The organism is Chryseobacterium sediminis (assembly GCF_008386505.1).
In the GTDB taxonomy this organism is placed as follows: Bacteria; Bacteroidota; Bacteroidia; order Flavobacteriales; family Weeksellaceae; genus Chryseobacterium; species Chryseobacterium sediminis.
Map to the genome: position 1 here is coordinate 913,155 of NZ_VUNZ01000001.1, position 22,710 is coordinate 935,864.

Sequence of the window (22,710 nt, forward strand, 5' to 3'; positions counted from 1 at the left end):
TTTATGAATATGTTATTCCAGTTCCCTCTTCAAGAACTTCCCTGTCAAACTCTTCTTCGACTTCACAATTTCTTCTGGAGTTCCCTGTGCTACAATCTGCCCACCGTGTTTTCCTCCTTCCGGCCCAACGTCAATGATATGGTCTGCTAATTTGATTACATCCATATTATGTTCAATGATAATGAACGAGTTTCCAAGTTCTACCAATTGGTTGATAGCATCCATCAGGATTTTTACATCTTCAAAGTGTAATCCCGTGGTAGGTTCATCAAGGATATAAAGGGTGTTTCCGGTTTGTCTTTTTGCCAATTCGGTTGCTAACTTGATACGTTGGGCTTCACCTCCTGAAAGGGTTGTTGACTGCTGTCCAAGGGTAATATATCCTAATCCTACATCCTGTAAAGTTTTTACTTTTGCAAAAATCTTAGGAATCGGCTGGAAGAAATCTACCGCTTCATCAATCGTCATATCCAATACATCAGAGATGGATTTTCCTTTATAACGAACTTCCAGCGTTTCCCTGTTGAAACGTTTTCCGTTACAGGTTTCACAATGTACGTATACATCCGGAAGGAAATTCATTTCGATCACTTTCAATCCTCCACCCTGACAGGTTTCGCATCTTCCGCCTTTTACGTTGAAAGAGAATCTTCCCGGCTTATACCCACGGATCTTACTTTCCGGAAGCTCTGCAAAAAGGTTTCTGATATCGGTAAACATTCCGGTGTAAGTAGCAGGATTAGAACGTGGCGTTCTTCCGATTGGAGTCTGGTCTACATCTACAATTTTATCAATATTCTCCAGTCCTTCAATTTTTTTGTAAGGTAAAGGTTCCTGAACAGCTCTGTAGAAATGTTTATTCAGGATTGGATATAAAGTTCCGTTAATCAAAGAAGATTTTCCGCTTCCTGAAATTCCGGTTACTACTACTAATTTTCCAAGGGGAACATCAAGGGTTACATTTTTAAGGTTGTTTCCTGTAGCTCCTTTTAAAACAATATTTTTACCGCTTCCTGCTCTTCTTTCTTCAGGAATTGCAATTTTTCTTTTTCCATTGATATATTGAGCAGTGATGGTATCTGCTTTCAACAAATCTTTTGGTTTTCCCTGCCAAAGGATTTCTCCACCGAATTTTCCGGCTTTTGGACCAATATCCAATACCTCATCGGCTTCAAGAATCATGTCTTTATCATGCTCTACCACCAATACCGAGTTTCCGATATCTCTAAGATTTTTCAGGGAATGAATCAGTCTTTCATTATCTCTCTGGTGAAGTCCGATACTCGGTTCATCAAGGATATACAATACATTCACCAATTGAGATCCAATCTGAGTTGCCAGACGGATTCTTTGTGATTCTCCTCCTGAAAGGGTTTTTGAACTTCTGCTCAAGCTTAAATAATCCAAGCCTACATCCAGCAAAAACTGAAGTCTGGTTTCAATCTCTTTTAAGATTTCGTGAGCAATGATTTTATTTTTTTCCGAGAATTTATCTTTAACATCTGCTAACCAGTCTTTTAAATCCGCTAAGCTTAGACCATTGACCTCAGCAATATTTTTTCCGTCAATTTTAAAACTTAAACTTGAAGGCTGAAGACGTGTCCCATGACATTCCGGGCATGTTTCTTCTGTTGTGAAATGTCTTTCCAGCAAAATGGCTTCATACGATTCTCTTTCATCAATGATTTCCTCCATGAAAGCGATGAGACCATCGAAACCAATTTTAATTTTCTTGGTAATTCCGGCGTACTTAAGATCTTTATTAAATTCTTTATGACAGCCGTTATAGATGTAATCCAGTGCTTCTTCAGGAATATCCTTCAAAGGCGTTGTTAACCCTAATCCGAAAATCTCAAGAATGTTTTTAATCTGCGATAGAATCCATTTGTTTGATTTGATATCTTCCAATGGCAATAATCCTCCCTGATTGATTGATAGTTTTGGGTTATCAATAAAGTAATCGGTATTGATCTTTTTGATGGTTCCCAATCCTTTACAGTTCGGGCAGCTTCCTTTCGGTGAGTTGAATGAGAACGTATTCGGTTCAGGCAGTGCCAAAGAGTGTCCTGTTTCCGCATCCATCAGGTTTTTGGAAAAGTATTCGATGTCTTTACTTCCCAATTTCTGAATTCCGATAATTCCTTCCCCCATTTCCATCGCAGTACGCAATGATTTTTCCATTCTTCCTTCTGAGGCATTCTCCCCGATAATCCAGCGGTCGATAACGATATCAATATCGTGGGTTTTATAACGGTCAAGTTTTAAATCATATTCAATATCCTGCAGTTCTCCATCAATTCTTGCCTGTCCGTAGCCTTTTTTGGCCATCTGTACAAAGAGTTCATGATAATGCCCTTTTCTGGAACGCACTACCGGCGCCAAAAGCATAATTTTCTCTTTTTTATAGTTTTCTTTGATGGTTTCCAGGATCTGATCTTCTGTGTAGCTTACAAGCTTCTGTCCGGTAGACAAAGAGTACGCATCCGAAACTCTTGCATACAAAAGACGTAAAAAGTCGTAAAGCTCTGTAACAGTTCCCACCGTAGAACGAGGGTTTTTATTGGTTGTTTTCTGCTCAATGGCAATAACGGGTGAAAGTCCTTCAATTTTATCTACATCAGGACGCTCCAACCCACCCAAAAACTGACGTGCATAGGCAGAGAACGTTTCAATATAACGACGCTGGCCTTCTGCAAAAATGGTGTCGAAAGCCAATGAGGATTTTCCACTTCCGGAAAGGCCGGTAATAACGACCAATTCGTTGCGCGGAATTTTAACATTAATATTTTTAAGATTGTGTTCACGGGCTCCGTAAACTTCTATATATTCTGTTGATTTGCTCATAATTCAGAGTGATTTTGCCTGAAAATCACAACGTGCAAAAATACGAAATTTTATAGACTTTTTTTGAATTTTAAAGGGATAAAAGTTTTATAAATTCACAGAGGTTGATGAGAGTAATTTCTAATGCAATTATGTAGGTTTTTAAAGCCGTTTGAAAACCTTATTTATAAAAAAACAGGCTAAAGTCCGTTCCTATTGAAAATTTTCACGTTTGTTGATTTAGGGAATTGTATACCAATCTTTCAATTCAATGAAATAAAAAATGCCGTATTAACAACGGCATTTATATTTTAAACTGATTTAATTTTCTTTAAAGATTTACATGTCCTGGAAATCGACATCTTCATTATTTATTCTTACCACATATTCAATCCCGTCAATGGCTTTAGCAATGATCTGATTTCTGATAATATTGGCCATATTCTCCCAATAAGCTCTTCCGTAGAAAGAATAGTTCTGCGGAATAATTTCTACCTCAACGGTTCTTACAAAACCTTCTTTGGGTTTATTGCTGATCATGGTTCCTCTTCTTACCCTTACTTCTCTTGCTTCATCTTTCAGAATCATGCGGCAGTAATTTTTAACGTCTTCCAAGGAAATGATTTTATCTCTTGTTGTCAATGCATATTTATAAGCCTGAATACTGTCTGTTCCTTTCTGTTCTTCTGCACCGCCCAATGTTTCGGTAAGCAATACAACAGTCTGTGATTTCAACTGATTGGAAAGTTCTGTTCCCGGGCGCATGTGATTGGCCAAAGTACAGTGAGTTACCCAGAAAGAAGCATAGGTATGATCGGTTTTTTCTACCGGTTCCATGATGACATAATTCAGTTCCTGTCTGATATTCCTTTTGGCGTTGTTTACTTTCTGTACCATGGTTTTCATTTTATCGGACATTTCGCTGAGAACACCTTTTACATTGTCTCTGTTTAAAAGGGAAAATGCTGCAATTTCGTCTCTTGTTAATTCAAGAACATTAGCAATCATGTCAACTGCATTTCTGCTTGTGAAGCGCTCCATCCCTCCTTTTCTTACGGTATATAAGCCTTTTTTAAGATCATCTGCCGGTGTAAAAGGGATTTCGGTGTACTTTCTTCCGTCACCGTCCTGTACCTCATCTACATACAGGAAATGTTCTCCTTCATCTGTTACCAAAGGAATATTATTCCCCATGATATCAAGGCTGTATTCTGTTTTTTTCCAGCCTCTGTTGTAGATTGGGAAAGCATTCAGCACAAACGAAAAATTATCAAGTATTTCTGCGGAAAACTGTGGCGGGAATTCAAAAGTAAGCCACAAGAAACTTTTATTATCCAGAAACTTTGTAATTTCCTCTTTTCCTGCTAAGAAATCAAGATTCTGAGGAAGCTGTCCGGGTTCTGAGAACAGACTTTGAGAAATTCCTGTTACTTCAATAAATTTATGGCGGTAAATGCTTTTAATATCGTCAATCACCTTATTTCTAATGGACTGCTCTTTGAACATCTGCTCGTAACCGTCAGTGTGACTTTCTGTAAGATAGCTTAATCCTTCTCTTACAAATAAAGGATTTCCATTGCTGGACACCGAAATGTACGGCAATAATTTATAGACAAAATCCAAGTGTTCAAAAGCCGGATTGGAGCAGAATATACTTAAATATTTAGGGAAATTTTCACTGATATACTTGCTGACATCTACTCCTATTGTGATTTTTCTGTAATCTTCGGGTTTTCCCTGAAATCTTGAAATAGGAATTTTATTGAATCTGTCATCTATGCTGTAGCAGGTATTTCCTACAAACATAACAGAGGTGTGAACTTTATTGATTCTTACATTCCCTACCGGTGTAAAAGGGATATTCAGCTGCTTATCGGATTCTGACTTTACTGTGGAAGTCATCTGTTTACGGAAGAAAAACTCCGTATGTTCCAATAAAACTTCCGATGAATCATAAGGCTGTGTAAAAGCCACAGAATGAGCAGGAATAGGATGTGTATAGATGGACGGTGTAAGAAGTTTTGCCAATTTTTCCAATATACGGGCATTTACCGTCTGTATTTCATTATTCGCTTTAAAAACTTCTGTACTGAACGCATCTATCAACAGTTTTACAAAAGGATCTAAAGACTGTGGGCTTCTCAATCCCCATACTTTAGTTGCATTCTGAAGCATTCTTGCTTTTACAGATTCTTTGGAATAAATATTCTGATCTAAATTCATAATTTTCTTTCGCTGTTAAAAATATTAATCAATAGACATCGGGCTTAGAAACAATTCTGTTGAAAAACTGAAACGTTCTCCTGTTTCCTCCATTTTTGCATTGATGGCAATTCTTACTTTCTTTTTAATTTCGGTGTGTTCTTTAGTATCGTAGCTGTGTTCTACAAATTGTATGTGGGCATCGATCTGTGGACTTACAATTCTCGGTTCATATTCCTGGATTTGTCTTCTTAGGCTTTTGACAAAAACATTTTCCCAGATGGCACTTGTTACTCCGTTATCGAATTCAAGGTTCCAAACATCGTTTCCATAGTTTTCATCATATCTGTTCTCCCCTTTTTTGGTGGTGATCAGCAGCATAATATTGTGAGCAATACTTTCCCCCATATCGCAGGTATCGATACTTCCGCCTTCGGTCATTAAAGTAGACGGTACGAAAGGCATTCTGTAATTTGGTGTATCCATAACTTATAGTTTTTACTTCATGGTCCCGCTTATTTAAAAACGGAATACCAAAGTACGCATTTTCGCCAAATAATTGTTACAATACACTAAAATATTATTCAAAAAGAGGGACCTTCAAACTGAATTGAAAGCCCTGAATCTATTATGTCTTTTATTTTATTTAAACGCTTGCCTTTTTTCGGTTGATGAAATAATACACCGGAAGGCCCAGCAATACCAATACAAAGCCTGGCCATGTATATTGTTGTTTGTAAATTAACAGTAAAATACAGAAACATGTTCCTATGATAAGATAAATAACAGGTGTTACCGGATAAAGCCATGTTTTATAAGGCCTTTCCAGTTCTGGCTGCTTCATTCTTAAGTAAATTACTCCAAAAACCGTAATCATATAAAACAGAACGATCACGAAAGAGATCATATCCAATAAATTCCCGTACTGGCCGCTCAGGCACAAAATAGAAGCCCAAACTCCCTCCATCCATAAAGCATTTTCAGGAACTTCATTTTTATTGTTTTTGACTGCCGATTGAAAGAACATTCCGTCTTTTGCCATGGTCTGGAAAACTCTTGCTCCAGCCAGAATCAATCCGTTATTACATCCAAATGTAGAGATCATTACCAATAAAGCAATGATAATAGTTCCTGCACTTCCAAAAATGTTCTGAGATGCGGCTACCGCTACCCTGTCATTGGCTGCAAATGCAATTCCGTCTCTGTCCAGGGCGTTTAAGTATACATAGTTTACTGCTATATAAAGAATCATTACTGCAGAAGTCCCATAGATCATCGACTTTACTACATTTTTTTTAGGATTTTCAATCTCACCGGAAACAAATGTTACACTCTCCCAGGCAACAGAACTGAAAACAGAACCTACCATTGCAGCGGCAATTCCACCCAGCAAAGTCATCCCTCCAATGGGTTCCCAGCCTTCTTTAAGGAAATTACCACTCAAATCTTTTTTAAGATTATTAAAAGAATCTGTACCCCAGCTAAAGTTTTCTGATAAATGAGAAATATCTACCAATATAAACCCGGCAGCTATTAAACCCAATAATGCTATGATTTTAGAACCTGTAAAGATATTCTGAAGCATTTTACCGCTCTCTACCCCTCTTGTATTGATATAAGTAAGTAAAACAATAACGGCAATAGCCAGAATCTGTATCCAGGTGATTTTAAATTCACCACTTTGAAAAATTGGAGCAGCATCGTTAAGTGAAGGGATCAGATAGGCTGTAAATTTACCAAAAGCCATCGCTACTGCAGCAATTGTTCCGGTTTGTATTACGGTAAACAATCCCCAGCCATAAAGGAATCCCATCCTTCTGCCGAAAATCTCTTTCAGATACGTATATTGTCCGCCAGCTTTTGGAAACAGTGCAGAAAGCTCTCCATAGCTTATTGCCGCTGCTACAGTCATCACTCCAGTGATAATCCACACTACAATCAGCCAAAAACCTGATCCCAGGTTTCGCGTCATATCAGCACTTACAATAAAGATCCCGCTTCCGATCATGGATCCCATCACCAGCATAATGGCATCCCATAGTTTCAGTTTTTTTTGCATAGTCAAGTATAGGGGTCAAATATAATCAAATCTGTCTTTGATTTTGAATTTTATTAAAAATTCCTTGAAACAGCTGTTTTTTATCATTTTTAAATCAGTTATGATTCAATATTAATTAGTATTTTTGGGAAAAATATTAAACATGAAATTTAAAGTGATATTATTGGGAGCAGCTTTAACGGCTTCTTCATTAGCATTTGCTCAATCCGGACCACCAGAAGGGAAAGCTTTGGTAGGTGATACTTACGGAGATCAGGTAAATTCTTCTGCTGAATCCAAGGCGATTACAGTAGATAAACTGAATAAGCAACTGAAAAAAGACAATAAAAAAGTTGAAAATGTAGCCGTTAAAGGAAAAGTAACGGATGTTTGCGATAAAAAAGGTTGCTGGCTTACCATTCAAACGGAGGACAATTCTAAGTTTTTTGTAAAAATGAAAGACTATGCTTTCTTTGTACCTACAGCTTTAAAAGGTAAAAATGTAGTATTGGAAGGTAATGCAGAAAGAAAAGTAACTTCTGTGAATGAGCAGAAACATTATGCAGAAGATGCTAAAAAACCACAGGCTGAAATTGATGCGATTACTCAGCCTAAAGAGGAAATCAGATTTGTAGCAAACGGAATTAAAGTAGTTAACTAACTTTAATCATTGAATACAATCTTAATTCTAAATTTCTAAGGTTTGGCCTTAGTCCATTCCTATTAAATATAAAAAAATAAAATCGGCTGTCCTTTGGGACAGCCGATTTTTATTAATCTTCAATCTTAAAATCCACTACGGAATCAAGTTTCGGATATTTAGTTGCAGAAATAAATTTCTTTCCGGTACAGTCTATTTCCAGCCAGCCTTTTCTCTTCTTGACATCTCCTGCCTCCATTACAAAAGGAATAAAAGAGATTTCATCTTTCCCCTCTTCTTTGATTTCTCTGTACTGAACCGCTATATCCAAAATACATTCATGCTCTGTATTCAGTTTTACATTTCTGTAAATAATATCATAATGCGTTTCCTGATTTTCAGGGATCTCTAAGTAAGTTTCCCAGCCTGTAATATCAGAATTCAGTTCACTGATAGCCTTTAGTGCATAATAAAGAGCAATAGTATAATATTTTCTTGTTCCTTTTCTGGTATAATCATCTACAAAATGTCCGCCTTCAAATAAAATAGTAGGCATTCCGGCTTTGATAAAATTATCTCCTGTGGAAGTAGGATAAAATTCATCAGAATATCTCCCGATCTGGTTCGGGATCATTTCCTTTAAATGGCTATATATATTTCCGATCACTGCCATACATTTCTTTCTGTTTTCAGTAACGGTACGTTCTACATTTTCAGAAGGTGCCAAAAAGGAAAGTGTAGCAGGATGAATACCGTCAGTGGTAAATATGGTTCTCTGCTCATGAAGGTTTAGTGCATAATCATATTTCTTTGAAGCCGCTGCATTTTTCAGAAACTTAATCTCTTTACTGGCTTCATTATGAAAATCTCTGTTCAGATCAATATCGGCAGCATTCAGTCTCGTCCATCTTTCAGATCCGTCCGGATTAAGCATGAATATAAAATCAAGCTGTATTTTACTGAACAAATCCTCTTTCATTTCAGGTGCTTTATCAAGACTTATTAAAAGGTCCAGCATGGCATGAGTTGCATTAGATTCATTTCCGTGCATTTGTGACCAGGCCAGTACCTGAATTTTTCCGGTTCCTACAGTTAACCGATAAATAGGTTTATCTAAATAGGATCTTCCGATCTCCTGAATATAATCGCTGAGATTGGTCTGTAGGTAAGAAAATAATTTTTCAGGGGAAATATAGCGATTTGAGAAATCGGGTGTCTGAGAATAGATCTGTTCAAAATTCATCTTGAGAAATAATTTACAAGAATCAAATTTAGCCATTTTTAGGCAAAAACTTTAATTAACATTTGTAAATAATGCAAAAATTCGCAAATTTACATTTGACACACGCATGAAAAGCAATTTACAAATATTAAATCTTATCTGTTTTCAATCTTTATAATAGATTAACACTTGTAACATTGTTAAACACCATCGAATGACATATTGTCTGTTGATAAAATTGTGGATTGCGAATAATTTAATTTATATAATTTAAAATGCATTAAATCAGTTATTTACAAAATTTATCTAAATGATATTTATAATGCTACTTGAAGTGTGAAAACAGCTGTTTTAGCCTATTTGATAGTTATTTTATTAAACATAATAATTGTGGAAAACTTTGTTGTTTACTATGATATACAAATGTAAATGACACAAAATACCAAAATCATCGTAAAAATTTTACTCTACTCTTGTTTTTCGTGATCAATTTAACAGACCCTAAAAATAGTTGTTTAACATTGATCTAATTTTCCCTCAAAAAAGAGATATATCGGCTTAAATTAAGGTATTTACATCAGTAATTTACCATTGTAATATCTATAAAATAGCCATTATACTGTTTAAAACAGACATTTATCAGTCTCTTGATACTGAAAAAAGGAATTAGGTGGATTAATTATGTAAACAGTAAAAAAGAAGTCATTTAAGGAACAAAATCGCCTTTGAAAATACTCCAATTTACATTTATAAACTATGATAAAAGGGTAAATAACGGAACAGTATTAATGCAGAAGAGTTTCTCAGGCAGATTAATATAATTATTAAGTACAATTGTAATTTAGCTATAATCTATTGATTTAAAATTATTTATTCTCTATTTACAAATGTATACGTATGATAATTTCAAATATTTACATTTGTATTTTGCATTTGTAAATTATATGAGTTACATTTGTAAAATAATTAAAGGCTTATTTTTATGAGTTTAAATGAAAGAATTTCCAAAATTATAGAGTATTCTAATCTTACTCCTTCTGAGTTTGCTGATGAGATTGATGTACAGCGTTCATCCATTTCGCATATCACGTCAGGAAGAAACAAACCGTCTCTTGAGTTTATCATAAAAATAAAATCCCGTTTCCCGGAACTTCTGTGGGACTGGCTTGTTACCGGTGAAGGTGAGATGCTGAAATCCCAGTTGCCAGAAACGGAAATTCCTGTGGAATATCCTGAAGAGGAAAAAATAAAAACAACTCCTCTCCCCGATTTGTTCACCATGATGAATGATGACGATGAATTCGGGAGTGATGAAGCAGAAATAGAAACTCCAAAAACAAGTCCTGGAGAATCGTTTATACCTGCCCAGGATAAAGTCCCGGAAAAAATATCCGATTCTCAGCGATTAGAAAATCCCAGTGATCAGATACTTGGCCAAATACTTGGTAATCAAGCCAATAAAATAAAACGTATTGTTTTGTTCTATGAAAACGGAAAATTTGAAAGTTTTGAACCTTAAAAATAAAAACCTGATCAAAGAGAATGATCAGGTTAAAAAATATTTGAAGAAGAAAACTAAAGCTATTGCTTTATTTTGTTTTTTGAAATTGAATAGGATATTCTGCTGATAGAATTTTATCATCTATCCCATTCTATTTTTTATAATTTAGGCTATTTATAAGGGTGATATTTTGCTTATGTATTTAAAGAGATTCTGTCACAGAGGGCAGTAAGTGAAAACATTTTCATGCATTGGTTTTTTATGGCTCTATCAAATATAAATATTTAAAATCAAATCAACAATAAAAAACATATTATTTTAACATATAATTAATGTAAATAATAATTGTATTAATTATCATTAATTCCGATTTATAATCCAAAGATCTATTTTCTCCTGAATAATGAGCTTCTATATTGAAGTTGACAGCAACAAAAAGGCCCGCAAATCTGCAGGCCTGATAGGTTTTTATTAGAAATATTATTATTTCTTTCTTCTTTCCAGTTCTTTTTTGATAAGTCCCAGCTCTCTTCCGGTTTGTCCGGCTACAGAAGTGTTTTCTCTGGCTCTTCTCGTCAGATATGGTACAACATCCTTTACAGGTCCATATGGAAGATATTTAGCCACATTATAGCCTTTATCAGACAAATAGAATGTAATATTATCACTCATTCCGTAAAGCTGCCCGAAATAAACGTGTGGATTATCAGTATCTAAAGATTTTGCTTTCATTTTATCCATAATTAACTCTGAAGAGATTTCGTTATGGGTTCCAAAGAAGGCAGACACTTTATCAAGATGATTCATAACAAAGTCAATTCCTGCATTGTAGTTCTTATCTGAAGCATCTTTGCTTGGCTGGATAGGATCTGCATATCCTTTTTCTGCTGCTCTGGCTCTTTCTTTTTCCATATAAGCACCACGAACAATTTTGTAACCGATAAAGTAGTTTTTCTCTCTTGCTCTCTGAAGATTAGCTTCCATATATTCCAGTCTTCCTGTTCTGTACATCTGGATGGTATTCCAAACGATAGGCTTTTGCTGGTTATATTTCTCCATCATTTCTTCACAAAGGTGGTCAGCTGCATCCTGCATCCAGGTTTCTTCAGCATCTACCATTACCTTTTTATCATTTTCGTGGCAAAGACTGCATACTTCATCAAACCTTTTTACCACTCTTTCCCATTCTTCTTTCTGGCTGGTAGTAAGCTCTGCTCCTTTTCCAACGGCTTCATAAAGATCAATTCTTCCGAAAGCCGTAGGTTTGAATACAATAAAAGGAATGGCCGGATTTCCCACTGAGAATCTAACAATATCTTTAATTTCTTTGCAAACGGCATCAAAAGTTTCTTCATCTTCTTTTCCTTCAATAGAGTAATCGAAAATACTTCCAACTCCTCTTTTGAACAGCTGTTTCACAGCCTTCATACTTTCTTCACGCGTTTCACCACCGCAGAACTGTTCAAATAAGGTATTTTTTACAATTCCGTTAACGAAAGGAAAATTGTTGTGTACTGTAAAATTCAGGATAGATGTTCCAAGGCTTGTAAGAGTGGGCTGTTCAATCATTTTAAACATCCAGTAAGCCTTTCTCAATTGTGCATCAGATTTGTCTGCAAATGCAACTTTAGTATCGTTAAAAATGGGCATTCCTATTTATTAAATTTAGTTATGCAAAGGTAATAATAACCTCAGCTTATTTAAAGATTTTTTTTTATAATTTATGCTCTATTCCGTTTAAAAGCATTGCAATAATTCCTACGAAAACCCAGAATCGTAATATATTCAGTGTAAAGAAGTTACTTCTCCGGGAATCATTGATAAGAAGATAAATACAGAGTATCATGATAAAAAGTCCTCCTGCAAAATAATAGGCCATGAATCCGGTAATGCCGGTTTTGGTAATGAGTTTCATTGAAACGGCCATGGTAACCATGAGTAAAGAAGTCAGGATAAGTTTTGTATTTCTGCTTTTAAAATAATTGGGAATTGTAGTATATCCAAACGTTTTGTCTACACTTTTGGTAAGAGTATCTTTCACAATATCAATGCATAACAAAATAAGGAACAGAAAAACAGCCATCAGGAATACTTTTTTTGAAAAAGTTTCGTAATATACCATCATTCCAAAGAACGGATATAAGGTAAGGCTGACGAAGGTAAGGTTGTTTACAATGAGTATTCTGCTCAATTTATGACTGTAAAACCACATAAAGAATTGATAGACCACAAAAAAAACAAATACATTATGGGATATCATCCATGCCACTCCCAAAGAAATAGCACTGAGCGCAAGATAAGCATATAAAAAATATTTCTGTTTGATAAAGCTCTGAACCCTTGTTCTGAATGGTTTTACGACATGGTCTTTCTCCAGATCATAGAACTGATTGATAATGCCGCCAGCCAGAATGGTAAGAACCGTACAGAAAATGATACCGTGTACTTTGAAATCAAAGACGAATTTTCTGAAGGATTCATCCTGATTAAACAGGAAAAAAGTGGAAACATAGAGGGCAAATGTCAGCAGAGCAGCTACAAAAAACCTTGCTCCGAGCAGAAAGCCTACGAATTGTGAAAATCTGTGTAATAAAGATTTTGGTACATAATTTTTAGATTGGAAAGTTTCCTTTTCAGAATTCATTCCAACCTGTTTAAAATCTGTAAATCACTTCTTTTTGGAAGCCTTCAAGCATTTTTTCTGCTTTTGCATAATCTTTGGTAAATCCTAAGATATAACCGCCTCCACCGCTTCCGCAGAGTTTAAGATAATAAGCGTTAGAATCCAGTCCTTTTTTCCAGATATTAAAAATACTTTCAGGAATCATAGGACGGAAGTGTTCATAGGCCCAGTGAGAAAGCTTTTTAAGGTTTCTGAAGAAAGGATTCATATCTTTTTTAAGGAAAGATTCAATGCATGCGTTGTTGTAACGGATAAATTCTTCTTTCAGGGTTTTGCGGAAACCTTCTGTTTTCATTTTTTCAAAGAAAATCTGAATCATAGGACCTGTTTCCCCTGTTATTCCAGAATCAATAAGGAAAATAGCTCCTTTTCCTTCTTCTCCTTCGGGAATATTTACCTTGTCTAAATTTTCTTTATTTTCGATAAGGATTGGCAGATTCATGTAACAGATCAGAGGATCCATTCCTGAACTTTTCCCATGGAAATAGCTTTCCATTTCACCGAAAACAGCTTTTAATTTTTTAAGATTATCTTTTGAGATGTTCTCAGGATTCAGCTTACTGATTGAATATTTTTCAAAAATAGCAGCTACCAAAGCTCCCGAACTTCCCACTCCGTATCCCTGAGGAATATTAGAATCAAAGAAAAGTCCGTTTGAAATATCATTTTTGAAGCTCTCAATATCCAACTTAAAATCGTCGGAAAGATCAAGTGCTGTAAGAAATTCAGAATATTTCTGCAGATGTCTGTTGGATTTAAGTTCAAATTCAGAACTCAGGTCTGAAAATTTCAAAGTTCCTTTATAGAAGCTGTAAGGTACTACAAGCCCCTGGGAATCTTCGATCATTCCATATTCTCCAAACAGGATTATTTTTGCATAAAATAGAGGGTTGGTCATATCGACAATAAATCTTTTTGCAAAGTTAAAAATTATTCCGCTGAATATAAGCAAAACTCAGGCCGAATTTTTTCTATATAAAGATAAGAAAAAAGCCTGATAATATCAGGCTTTTGCAAAGATTTATTTAAAAATTACTGTTTGATTAGCTTCTTATTAACCGTCTGCTTCTCTGTTTCTACAGTGATTACATAGTTTCCTGTCTGAATTGAGGAAAGATTTATTTCCTGTTTATAACCTTTCAGGGAAGAATCCGAAGCTAGCAGTCTTCCTGCTTCATCATAGATTTTATATCCTTTTAACCTTTCTTTAGAAGAGATCGTTATCATATTTTTGGCAGGATTCGGATAAATATCTATTGAATTATTTTTTGTACTGATATCTTCTACTGCTAAGACACTGCAAGAGAAATTCACATTCCATCCATTCCCTGTAGCGGCTCCATCTGAAACAAATTTCACTGTTATTGCTCCTGAAGGATCTGTTGATGTAAACGGACCTGGCACTGTATTTCCACTCAGATTATTTCCGTTAGCAAATAATGGTGAAGCTGTAGAAGGACCATTATACACATACATAAAGTCATAACCCTGTTCAAGATCAAATACTGTAAATGTCATTGTCATAGCGGAACCAGGAGTAGGATAAAATGTTTTTACAATTTCCTCATTATCTCCATACTGGCCAGTAGAACCTCCTGTATCTAAAAACTGAGTTCCATCACACCAAGCTCCATCAGTCAAAAAGATTTGTGATAGCTGGAACGCATTAGGTCCGCTGCAGTCTGTTCCTACATTTAATCTATAATAAGTGGCTGGCTGAAGGTTTGTAAAGTTAACAGATGGTGTAGTTGTATTTCCTGAAGATACTGCTGCTCCATTAGCTGTAGTTAATTTATACTTCCATGAGGTTGAGGATGCATCTGTAAAACTAGCATTGGCTGAAGTCTGCGTGATGTTATTAACTTTAAAGTTTGTGATGGATGTAAGACAAGATGTTGTACAGTTGGTACCAAGACATCCTTTTGAATCTACCGTATTTTTGATCAATGTTCCTGGCTGTACCCCAAATCCATTTGCAAAGTTAATTCCTACACTGCTTACCAAATGGCAATAACTCATAATAGTACCACCGCCCGCAGGAGGAAGAGCTGCTGTACATCCTTCGTTATTTCCTGAAGCAGGTCCACAGCCATCAATTGCTGTATTATTTCCGTTCCAGAAGCAAGAGTGAGTATGAGGTGATCCTAAATTATGTCCAAGTTCATGCGTCATAGCTTCAATATTCCATGAATAGGTTGGCACATTCTGATAGTTGAAATTCATACCACAATAAGAATATTTGTAATTGGTACATAATGAGTTTACATAAGCAATACTTGTTGTAGCAGGATTTCTTAATAATTGTGCCACATCACCATTAAAAGTAGTTCTGGTGGTTCTAAACTGGCTCAGAATTGCGCTTGGTGAGCCTGTATAGGGATCGGTACTTGTCCAGACAAAAACTTCACTTAAAGCTACATTAACATTCTCATTGGCGTACAAGGTTGCAACATTATTATGCATTGCAGTCACCCAATTAGTTGTAGTAGTGGTATTGCTTCCATTTTGGGTATAAGGACCGAAGCCTGCTTCATAGTATATTCTTACGCAATTATCTGTTTTTTTACTGGTGGTATTATTAGGATTAAAAACAGGTCTCTGAGTTTGGTTTTCCTTCAATCCGTCTACCTCACAGGCAAATGGATTAGCTCCTGTTAATTTAGAATCTGAATAGTTCACAAAATCTTCAGAATTTTTAGCTTTTCCCAGTACTATATTTCCTAATTCAAGAGTAGAAGCAACTCCTACGATATCGTTATTAAAAAAGCTAAATGCTACAATTGAGGCATTATCTCCTTTTACAATTCCCTGATAATAAACTCCCGGTGTATATTCTACTGTTTTGCCCTTGTCTGTTACAACTTTAAAATCGTTGGTTAAGATCTGATGTCTGTACATTTCAACCGTGATCTGCCTCCCGCCATCAAAGGGAAAAGATATTTCAAGAAAATCAGGTTTTTCTCTGATTAATCTTTTCAATTCTGCTGATTTCAAAGACATAACAGTAATATCTGTTGCTGCCTTTTTGTATTCAGCCAGTTTATCAGGATTTTTATTGATATCAAACAGATCATAGCTTTTAAGCTCTGTTTTTCCATTATGATATTCCGAAACTTTTTGAGCAATAGGTTTTAATTTCTGAGAAAAACCGAGAGCAAAACATTGTAAAAAACAAATTAATAGAAAATTTTTCATTATTTTGATAATTTTGTCATTTTTGCAAATAAACAAAAAAAATCAACATATAGTGAAAAAAAGCCAATACATTCTAATATTTGTCACAACCATATAAATAAATTAAATCAAATAGCTAAATGAATGTTTTTTATTCATTAAAATAAAAAAAGACGTTAAAAATAACGTCTTTCAATTTTATAAAGTTTCTCTGTCGGTTCTCATTTTAACCTTCAGGAATCTGATTAGAACTAATCCTGCTGCAAAGAATATGGTCATGGACAGTGCCGCAATACGCATATTATTAAAATGCTCAATCAATGTTGCAAAGATAAATGTTCCGATGATGATGGCAATTTTCTCCAATACATCATAGAAACTGAAGTAGGTGGTATTTTCCATAGAGTTTTCCGGAAGCAATTTTGAATAGGTTGATCTAGACATCGCCTGAAGACCACCCATTACAAGACCTACTACTGCTGCTACTCCATAAAATTGATATTCTACAGTTGGGTTTTCTTTATTAAGGAAATAAGCCCAAAGACAAGCTACAATCCATAGGATGATGGCAATTGAAATAACATTTTTGTTCCCGATTCTCTTAGATAGTCTTGAGAAAATAACTGCACCGATAATCGCTTCGATCTGAATTACCAAAAGGGTTCCGATCAGTTTATCTTGAGCCAGGTTGATTTCACTTTTCCCAAATAAAGTAGCCATCAGGAAAATTGTCTGCATTCCTACACTGTAAAAGAAGAAACTTGACAGGAAGAATTTCAGGTTTTTATCTTTGAAAAGCTCTCCTCCAACTTTAAAAAGCTCATGGAAACTTTCTTTTGCAATGTCTTTGTAAAAGCTCAGGTTATCTTTCAATACTTCAAAAAAGCCTCCCTGTTCTTCATGTTTTTTGAAGATATTCTTGTAGTTAAGTAATACAAGATCTTTAGGAAGTTTATCTTTCACATCCCCAAACTGAGGAAGGTGTTTGAATGTATATTGAGAGAAACCAAACCACCATGCTCCTGTTAAAAGGAAACTGATTCTGGTAAATAATAACTGCTGAGCTGCCCCTTTTGCAAAAACCTGAATCAATACTAAACAGATTACTACTAAAACTACAGAACCGATATATCCGTAGACATATCCTCTTGCAGAAAGTGCATCCTGCCTGTCCGGTGTAGCAATATCCGGAAGAAAGGAGTTATAGAACACCAAACTTCCCCAAAAACCGACACTGGCCGTTATACTGAAGAGAAGCCCCAGAAATACATTATGCATTCCCGTAAACATGGCTAAGCCCATACATGATGTTGCTCCCAGATAACAGAAAAACTGCAGGAAAGATTTTTTGTTTCCGATTGTATCTGCCAAAGAAGATAAAAACGGAGACAGCAATACTACAATAAAGAATGATATGGTAAGTGAATATCCGTAAACAGCATCCGGCTGATATCCTTCTCCAAAAATTTTGATTGTATGTCTTACAGGTACATCAATCCATGTTTTTGTTTCTGCTACATATTCCTTTTTCTCGTACGCTGTGGTAAGGATAGAGTAATAAATAGGGAAAATAGTAGAGGTAATAACCAGGGAATACACGGAGTTTGCCCAGTCATATACAGCCCAGGCTTTCATAATCTTCGGATTATTCTTTATGTTTTTAGGCTGTCGATTCTCAGTTTCAGACATTTCAAATATATATTAGTAGCACAAAAATAAAAAAACCATTAAGAAATGGATAAGTTTTTAAAAAAATTATCGATTCCTTAATGGTAATATATTCTTAAACAGAATATTAGATATTCTCAATAACGATAGCAGAAGCTCCACCACCTCCGTTGCAGATTGCTGCTGCACCGTATTTAGCGTTATTTTGCTTCAATACGTTAATTAATGTAACGATGATTCTTGAACCTGAACTTCCCAGTGGGTGTCCCAATGCAACAGCTCCTCCGTTTACATTTACTTTAGCAGCATCTAATCCTAAGATTTTGTTGTTTGCTAATCCTACTACAGAGAAAGCTTCGTTGAATTCAAAGAAATCAATATCTGAAACTTCTAATCCTGCTTTTTTAAGAGCGATTGGTAACGCTTTTGCCGGAGCAGTTGTAAAGTTTTCAGGCTCATGGGCTGCATCAGCGTAAGAAACGATTTTTGCAAGAGGCTTCAGTCCAAGTTCTTCCATTTTTTCTTTGGAAACAAGGATTAATGCAGAAGCACCATCATTCAACGTAGATGCGTTAGCTGCTGTTACTGTTCCTTCTTCTTTTTTGAATACAGTTGGAAGAGTTGAGATTCTGTCGAAGTTTACTGCTTTGTATTCTTCATCTTCAGCAAAGATTACAGGCTCTCCTTTTCTCTGAGGAATAGAAACCGGTACAATTTCTTCGCTGAATTTCCCTTCGCTCCAAGCTTTTGCAGATCTTTTATAAGATTCTACCGCGAAGTTATCCTGATCTTCTCTTGTGATATTATAGTCTACTGCACATTTTTCTGCACATACTCCCATATGTACTTTGTTGTATACGTCAGTAAGACCGTCAAGTACCATCCCATCAAGCATTTTGATATCGCCTAATTTTGTAGCCACTCTTGCATTGTAATAATGAGGAACTAAAGACATATTTTCCATACCTCCTGCAACAATTACGTCTGCATCACCAGCCTTGATCGCCTGGGCAGCCATTGTTACAGCCTTCATTCCTGAAGCACAAACTTTATTGACTGTAGTAGAAGGTGTATTGATTGAAAGACCTGCTCCTAAAGCTACCTGACGAGCCGGTGCCTGGCCTTCTCCTGCCTGTAGAACATTCCCCATATAAATTTCCTGAACAGCATTAGGATCTAAACCAATTTTATCTAGCGCTCCTTTTACAGCAGTTGCTCCCAGTTTTGTAGCCGGAACTGTTGACAAACTTCCCATAAAACTTCCCATAGGTGTTCTTACTGCGGAAACGATGAATACTTCTTTCATGTATATAATTTTTATTTTTAGCTAAACGGAATAAAGATTCCGTTTTATAGGTTAAATTTATTTCACTTTTACATAGACCACATCAAACTGAGTTCCTTCAATTTTAATATTAACTTTCAGAAGATTATCCTGAGTTGCCAATACTTTATTATTGAAGACATCCCCTATCTGTACGGGATTGTTTTTATCGGATTTCTCCATAATGATTGCTTTGTAGTTGCAGTCATCCACAAAAACCAATGTTGATTTGATATAGTCTTTTCCATTATTGAAATATTCAGTCTGAACATTATCTTTAATGGTCATATGCCATATTCCTTCCGGATAATTGGGTCTTACAAATTTACCTTCTTTTATATTGGCACATTTAGCCGGATTGTCCGGTTTTTTCTGATCTGCTGTCTGAGCGTTAGCCTGTACGGCTGCCACCAGCAAAATTCCTGCGGAAAATATTTTTAAAAGGTTCATTTTTATAATTGTGTGCGATTATTTACTTTTTTGTTTCCTCCTGCAAAAACCAAAAGGAAAGCACCTAAAAATTCTACAGCCCAGCCCCATTTCAGTTTAACGATTCCGGCAAAAGTTTCCTGCCAGGATTTGAAGGGTAAAAAGCTAAAGTATTGCAAAGACTGCATCTTCACAGCAAATAAGGTAAATGCAAATAAAAGGATAAGCAGAATACCAAAAAACCTTACGATTTTCACGCTGTTATTGACAATTCCAAAAACTGCACATGCAGCAAATATCCAGCACGCAATAGCCAGATAATGATCAAGTTTCCAATAGTTCCAGTTCCCGATGACAGGCACATGCACCAAGGGTAAAAAACTGCCTACAATTACCAACAGTAATCCTAATAACTGAATATTTTTCATATTTACTAAAGTGCCAAAATACAAAAAAAAACACACTTTTAAATAGTGTGTTTTAAAAATAGGATTTCTTTACCCGAACACTCGTTAGTTGCAAAAAAGCCCTAATATTATTATTTATTACACAAAGAAAAATAACATTTATTATCAAATTAAAAATTAACATTTGCGATCTCTATCCCGATCTGAAGTCCATATTTTTTCTTCAGCAAAGCATTGTCATTGAAAGCTGGCGTAAAGTCTTTCTGTACAAACAGATTAAACCCGGCATAACTGATTCCGAATTTCCCTCCGAAAACAAAATCGTTCACTCCATGCATTACTTTTTCTCTTTCAACAATTCTATCAGAAAATTCATTGGAATATTTGGTGGAATTCACACTTCCTACTTTAACTCCTCCATAAACTCCCAGAATAATACACAACTGATTCTTATTGTTATCCAGGTATTTAACACCCTCATAGTCTTTATATTTTGGATTTAAAACAAATTTCAGATCTACAGGAACTGTTAAATAGGTATTGTAAAGAATACTCTTTTTAAGGGTTCCACGGTCAAAATCACCAACAAATAAGTTGTATTTATCCTGTTTAAATGCCTGCCCGTATTTGGGTGTAAGCTGGTCTGATCGTAACCCCAACCCGAAACGATAGAAAAAAGGACTGGTATAGCTTCCGATCTGATTACCGTACCATAATGTCAGCTGCCAGGAGTTGATAACACTGTTTTTTATATCAGAATTCTTGCTGTAAAAATCGAAAGGCTTATTCTTTGAAGTTAATCCTGCTCCTCCCATGCTCACGGAAAGTTCCAGAGTTTCAAGATAGTTTTTCGGATTGTTCTTTTTCTTCTTCTCATTGAGTTTCATATTAAATCCATTGAGTCCCAGCCAAAGTTGGTTTCTTCCATTTTTTACGGAATCTTCAGATTTAAAAACAGCGTCTTTAACGAGTTCTTTGGTTGCCATTTCAAGATCCTGCTTTTGGGAATCTATTTTTTCATTAATAATCTGCTCATATTTGGAAGCGATTGCTGTACGCTGTTTTTGCTTTTCATCAGGAGTAATTTTCTTTTCTTTAAAACTTTTATCAATCTGATCCAGTTCTACATTCATTTTACCTTTTTCAGACATTACTATGCTGTCAATTTTTTTTGAATAGACATTCAGATTATTGGGAGTTTCCTGGCCAAACCCATAGCTAAAAGCTATTATAGCAGCCATCAATGGTAATTTTGGTTTCATATTTGATTAATTTTAAGACAATATTTGGTCGCTGTCCATGTTTCGGGGCAGTTTTTCTATGATATAAAAGTTTGCTTATTTGCTTTCTAATGAGTCTGTGTAGACTGTTACTCCAAAGATTTTAAGAGAATTGGGGCTTTTAACCTTAATTTTGGTCATATCAAGCGCTCCGAATTTTCTTGTATCTGTTCTGTTTTCTTCCCGCTTTTTCTGAAATTCTCTTCCCTGAAGAAGCTCATCTGCATTGATATATTCAGTCTTTTTATGCTCTACAAGGACGGGGTTATCTACTATGGAAATTATATTTTTATCCAATACCGGGGCTTTAATTTCATAATCAGCAACTATAATCTGTTGTTCTTTCCCCCTACTTATTCCTTCTTTCTGCAAAATTTCTTTCTGTTGATACATTGGGGGATTATCTGAAATTGTTTTTATACTCTCTTGGCTGGCATTGCTTTCTTTTATGTTATGCTGAGTAACCTCTATTTTCTGGCTCGTTAAAGAGGATTTTACATGTTTTTTTGATGATTTTGTGTGAACGATTGGATTGTCAGTATTGACGGGATGATTTCTATTAAAATACAGCAATATTCCTACTGAAACCAACAGAACTAATACAGCAGCATATTTCCACCACTGAAAAGCTTTTTTAGGACTCATAACAGCGCTTTTTTCTTCTTGTGGATCTATTTGTTCTATTCTGCTCCAAAGATCTGCGGAAGGCTTTATTTCAAGCTCTTCGTAATCAGATTTTAACTGTTTCAGTATTTCTCTTTTCATTTTCTTTTGCTTTTAAAAATTCAGCAAGCCATTTTTTTGCCTTGCTCAACTGGCTTTTGCTTGTTCCTTCAGAGATATTAAGAATTTCCGCAATTTCACTGTGCTTTTTATCTTCAAAGACGTATAGATTAAAAATCAATCTGTATCCTACCGGCATTTGGGAAAATATTTCTTCAATATTTATTTCCTCAGGATATTCTTCATCGGTTGATTCTCCATAGTCATCTGCAATTTCTACATCTGCGTAGAGGATATTTTTATTCTTCCGAATGAAGGAGATAGAATCATTAACAATAATTTTTCTAAGCCAAAACGGAAAGCTTTTCCAGTCTCTGCATTCATCTATTCTGGTAAAACATTTCATAAATACACTCAGCAGGATATCTTCCGCATCATGAAGGTTATTGACATAAGAATTTGCAATGGCCAGCATTTTGGGAGCAAACATCTCGTAAAGAGCTTTCTGCCCTCTCCGGTCTTGCTTTTTAGCCAATAAAAAATTCTCTTCGATGTTCTTCATGTTTCAGTTTCTATCTATAAGACAGTATATTTTA

General features: G+C 35.5%; 18 protein-coding genes. 2 read left to right on the forward strand and 16 right to left on the reverse strand.

Translation table 11 applies throughout. From position 1 onward, the window contains the following. Positions 1-12: 12 nt before the first annotated feature. From uvrA to FW780_RS04290, 4 genes are all read right to left on the reverse strand, one after another. Positions 13-2,844, reverse strand: a complete 2,832-nt coding sequence (gene uvrA, locus FW780_RS04275; protein WP_149832360.1) for an excinuclease ABC subunit UvrA — start codon at positions 2,842-2,844, stop codon at positions 13-15. Between the two features lie 318 nt (positions 2,845-3,162). Next, on the reverse strand, positions 3,163-5,046 hold the full coding sequence (locus FW780_RS04280; RefSeq protein WP_149832361.1) for a type VI secretion system baseplate subunit TssF: 1,884 nt from the start codon (positions 5,044-5,046) through the stop codon (positions 3,163-3,165). A 24-nt stretch (positions 5,047-5,070) separates the two neighbouring features. Next, positions 5,071-5,511, reverse strand: coding sequence for a GPW/gp25 family protein (locus FW780_RS04285; RefSeq protein WP_047374475.1), 441 nt, complete (start codon positions 5,509-5,511; stop codon positions 5,071-5,073). 160 nt (positions 5,512-5,671) lie between these two features. Continuing rightward, positions 5,672-7,084, reverse strand: a complete 1,413-nt coding sequence (locus tag FW780_RS04290) for an APC family permease (RefSeq protein WP_149832362.1) — start codon at positions 7,082-7,084, stop codon at positions 5,672-5,674. Positions 7,085-7,226: 142 nt separating this feature from the next. Between FW780_RS04290 and FW780_RS04295 the strand changes: the two genes are divergently transcribed. Further along, complete coding sequence (locus tag FW780_RS04295; RefSeq protein ID WP_149832363.1) at positions 7,227-7,724, forward strand: DUF4920 domain-containing protein; 498 nt, start codon at positions 7,227-7,229, stop codon at positions 7,722-7,724. A gap of 112 nt (positions 7,725-7,836) precedes the next feature. On the opposite strand, the gene FW780_RS04300 is transcribed toward FW780_RS04295, so the two are convergent. Beyond that, complete coding sequence (locus tag FW780_RS04300; RefSeq protein WP_149832364.1) at positions 7,837-8,946, reverse strand: M14 family zinc carboxypeptidase; 1,110 nt, start codon at positions 8,944-8,946, stop codon at positions 7,837-7,839. Between the two features lie 961 nt (positions 8,947-9,907). Between FW780_RS04300 and FW780_RS04305 the strand changes: the two genes are divergently transcribed. Continuing rightward, complete coding sequence (locus FW780_RS04305; protein ID WP_149832365.1) at positions 9,908-10,444, forward strand: helix-turn-helix domain-containing protein; 537 nt, start codon at positions 9,908-9,910, stop codon at positions 10,442-10,444. A 465-nt stretch (positions 10,445-10,909) separates the two neighbouring features. Here FW780_RS04305 and FW780_RS04310 read toward each other — a convergent pair whose 3' ends face one another. The 11 genes from FW780_RS04310 to FW780_RS04360 all read right to left on the reverse strand — a co-directional run bounded on the left by FW780_RS04310 (position 10,910) and on the right by FW780_RS04360 (position 22,676). Continuing rightward, a complete protein-coding gene (locus tag FW780_RS04310; protein ID WP_142717986.1) occupies positions 10,910-12,076 on the reverse strand; it encodes a proline dehydrogenase family protein in 1,167 nt (388 codons plus the stop codon). Between the two features lie 64 nt (positions 12,077-12,140). After that, positions 12,141-13,070, reverse strand: coding sequence for a UbiA family prenyltransferase (locus FW780_RS04315; protein ID WP_149832366.1), 930 nt, complete (start codon positions 13,068-13,070; stop codon positions 12,141-12,143). A gap of 10 nt (positions 13,071-13,080) precedes the next feature. Continuing rightward, positions 13,081-14,007, reverse strand: coding sequence for a mevalonate kinase family protein (locus tag FW780_RS04320; protein ID WP_149832367.1), 927 nt, complete (start codon positions 14,005-14,007; stop codon positions 13,081-13,083). Positions 14,008-14,141: 134 nt separating this feature from the next. Next, a complete protein-coding gene (locus tag FW780_RS04325) occupies positions 14,142-16,304 on the reverse strand; it encodes a M12 family metallo-peptidase (protein ID WP_241676845.1) in 2,163 nt (720 codons plus the stop codon). Between the two features lie 177 nt (positions 16,305-16,481). Further along, positions 16,482-17,972: an MFS transporter gene (locus FW780_RS04330; protein ID WP_149832368.1), complete on the reverse strand. Its 1,491-nt coding sequence runs from the start codon at positions 17,970-17,972 to the stop codon at positions 16,482-16,484. Between the two features lie 106 nt (positions 17,973-18,078). Further along, complete coding sequence (locus tag FW780_RS04335) at positions 18,079-19,257, reverse strand: acetyl-CoA C-acyltransferase (protein ID WP_149832369.1); 1,179 nt, start codon at positions 19,255-19,257, stop codon at positions 18,079-18,081. Between the two features lie 57 nt (positions 19,258-19,314). Continuing rightward, positions 19,315-19,725 (reverse strand): hypothetical protein, encoded by a 411-nt coding sequence (locus tag FW780_RS04340; RefSeq protein WP_149832370.1) that lies wholly within the window; start codon positions 19,723-19,725, stop codon positions 19,315-19,317. 2 nt (positions 19,726-19,727) lie between these two features. Then, positions 19,728-20,132, reverse strand: coding sequence for a hypothetical protein (locus FW780_RS04345; protein WP_149832371.1), 405 nt, complete (start codon positions 20,130-20,132; stop codon positions 19,728-19,730). A gap of 149 nt (positions 20,133-20,281) precedes the next feature. Further along, positions 20,282-21,373 carry a hypothetical protein gene (locus FW780_RS04350; RefSeq protein ID WP_149832372.1) on the reverse strand — a complete coding sequence of 364 codons (1,092 nt, stop codon included), beginning with the start codon at positions 21,371-21,373 and terminating at the stop codon, positions 20,282-20,284. A gap of 75 nt (positions 21,374-21,448) precedes the next feature. Next, positions 21,449-22,156, reverse strand: coding sequence for a hypothetical protein (locus FW780_RS04355; RefSeq protein ID WP_149832373.1), 708 nt, complete (start codon positions 22,154-22,156; stop codon positions 21,449-21,451). Continuing rightward, positions 22,122-22,676, reverse strand: coding sequence for an RNA polymerase sigma factor (locus tag FW780_RS04360; RefSeq protein WP_149832374.1), 555 nt, complete (start codon positions 22,674-22,676; stop codon positions 22,122-22,124). The genes FW780_RS04355 and FW780_RS04360 overlap by 35 nt, the downstream gene beginning before the upstream one ends. Between the last annotated feature and the right edge of the window lie 34 nt (positions 22,677-22,710).

What these genes read in the sequence shown, in the direction of transcription:
- FW780_RS04305 (WP_149832365.1), top strand. Translation starts at nt 9,908, where the DNA reads ATGAGTTTAAATGAAAGAATTTCCAAAATTATAGAGTATTCTAATCTT.
- FW780_RS04330 (WP_149832368.1), bottom strand. Translation starts at nt 17,972, where the DNA reads ATGTCTGAAACTGAGAATCGACAGCCTAAAAACATAAAGAATAATCCG.
- uvrA (WP_149832360.1), bottom strand. Translation starts at nt 2,844, where the DNA reads ATGAGCAAATCAACAGAATATATAGAAGTTTACGGAGCCCGTGAACAC.
- FW780_RS04295 (WP_149832363.1), top strand. Translation starts at nt 7,227, where the DNA reads ATGAAATTTAAAGTGATATTATTGGGAGCAGCTTTAACGGCTTCTTCA.
- FW780_RS04310 (WP_142717986.1), bottom strand. Translation starts at nt 12,076, where the DNA reads ATGCCCATTTTTAACGATACTAAAGTTGCATTTGCAGACAAATCTGAT.
- FW780_RS04285 (WP_047374475.1), bottom strand. Translation starts at nt 5,511, where the DNA reads ATGGATACACCAAATTACAGAATGCCTTTCGTACCGTCTACTTTAATG.
- FW780_RS04300 (WP_149832364.1), bottom strand. Translation starts at nt 8,946, where the DNA reads ATGAATTTTGAACAGATCTATTCTCAGACACCCGATTTCTCAAATCGC.
- FW780_RS04345 (WP_149832371.1), bottom strand. Translation starts at nt 20,132, where the DNA reads ATGAAAAATATTCAGTTATTAGGATTACTGTTGGTAATTGTAGGCAGT.
- FW780_RS04335 (WP_149832369.1), bottom strand. Translation starts at nt 19,257, where the DNA reads ATGAAAGAAGTATTCATCGTTTCCGCAGTAAGAACACCTATGGGAAGT.
- FW780_RS04355 (WP_149832373.1), bottom strand. Translation starts at nt 22,156, where the DNA reads ATGAAAAGAGAAATACTGAAACAGTTAAAATCTGATTACGAAGAGCTT.
- FW780_RS04290 (WP_149832362.1), bottom strand. Translation starts at nt 7,084, where the DNA reads ATGCAAAAAAAACTGAAACTATGGGATGCCATTATGCTGGTGATGGGA.
- FW780_RS04280 (WP_149832361.1), bottom strand. Translation starts at nt 5,046, where the DNA reads ATGAATTTAGATCAGAATATTTATTCCAAAGAATCTGTAAAAGCAAGA.
- FW780_RS04360 (WP_149832374.1), bottom strand. Translation starts at nt 22,676, where the DNA reads ATGAAGAACATCGAAGAGAATTTTTTATTGGCTAAAAAGCAAGACCGG.
- FW780_RS04350 (WP_149832372.1), bottom strand. Translation starts at nt 21,373, where the DNA reads ATGAAACCAAAATTACCATTGATGGCTGCTATAATAGCTTTTAGCTAT.
- FW780_RS04325 (WP_241676845.1), bottom strand. Translation starts at nt 16,304, where the DNA reads ATGAAAAATTTTCTATTAATTTGTTTTTTACAATGTTTTGCTCTCGGT.
- FW780_RS04315 (WP_149832366.1), bottom strand. Translation starts at nt 13,070, where the DNA reads ATGAATTCTGAAAAGGAAACTTTCCAATCTAAAAATTATGTACCAAAA.
- FW780_RS04320 (WP_149832367.1), bottom strand. Translation starts at nt 14,007, where the DNA reads ATGACCAACCCTCTATTTTATGCAAAAATAATCCTGTTTGGAGAATAT.
- FW780_RS04340 (WP_149832370.1), bottom strand. Translation starts at nt 19,725, where the DNA reads ATGAACCTTTTAAAAATATTTTCCGCAGGAATTTTGCTGGTGGCAGCC.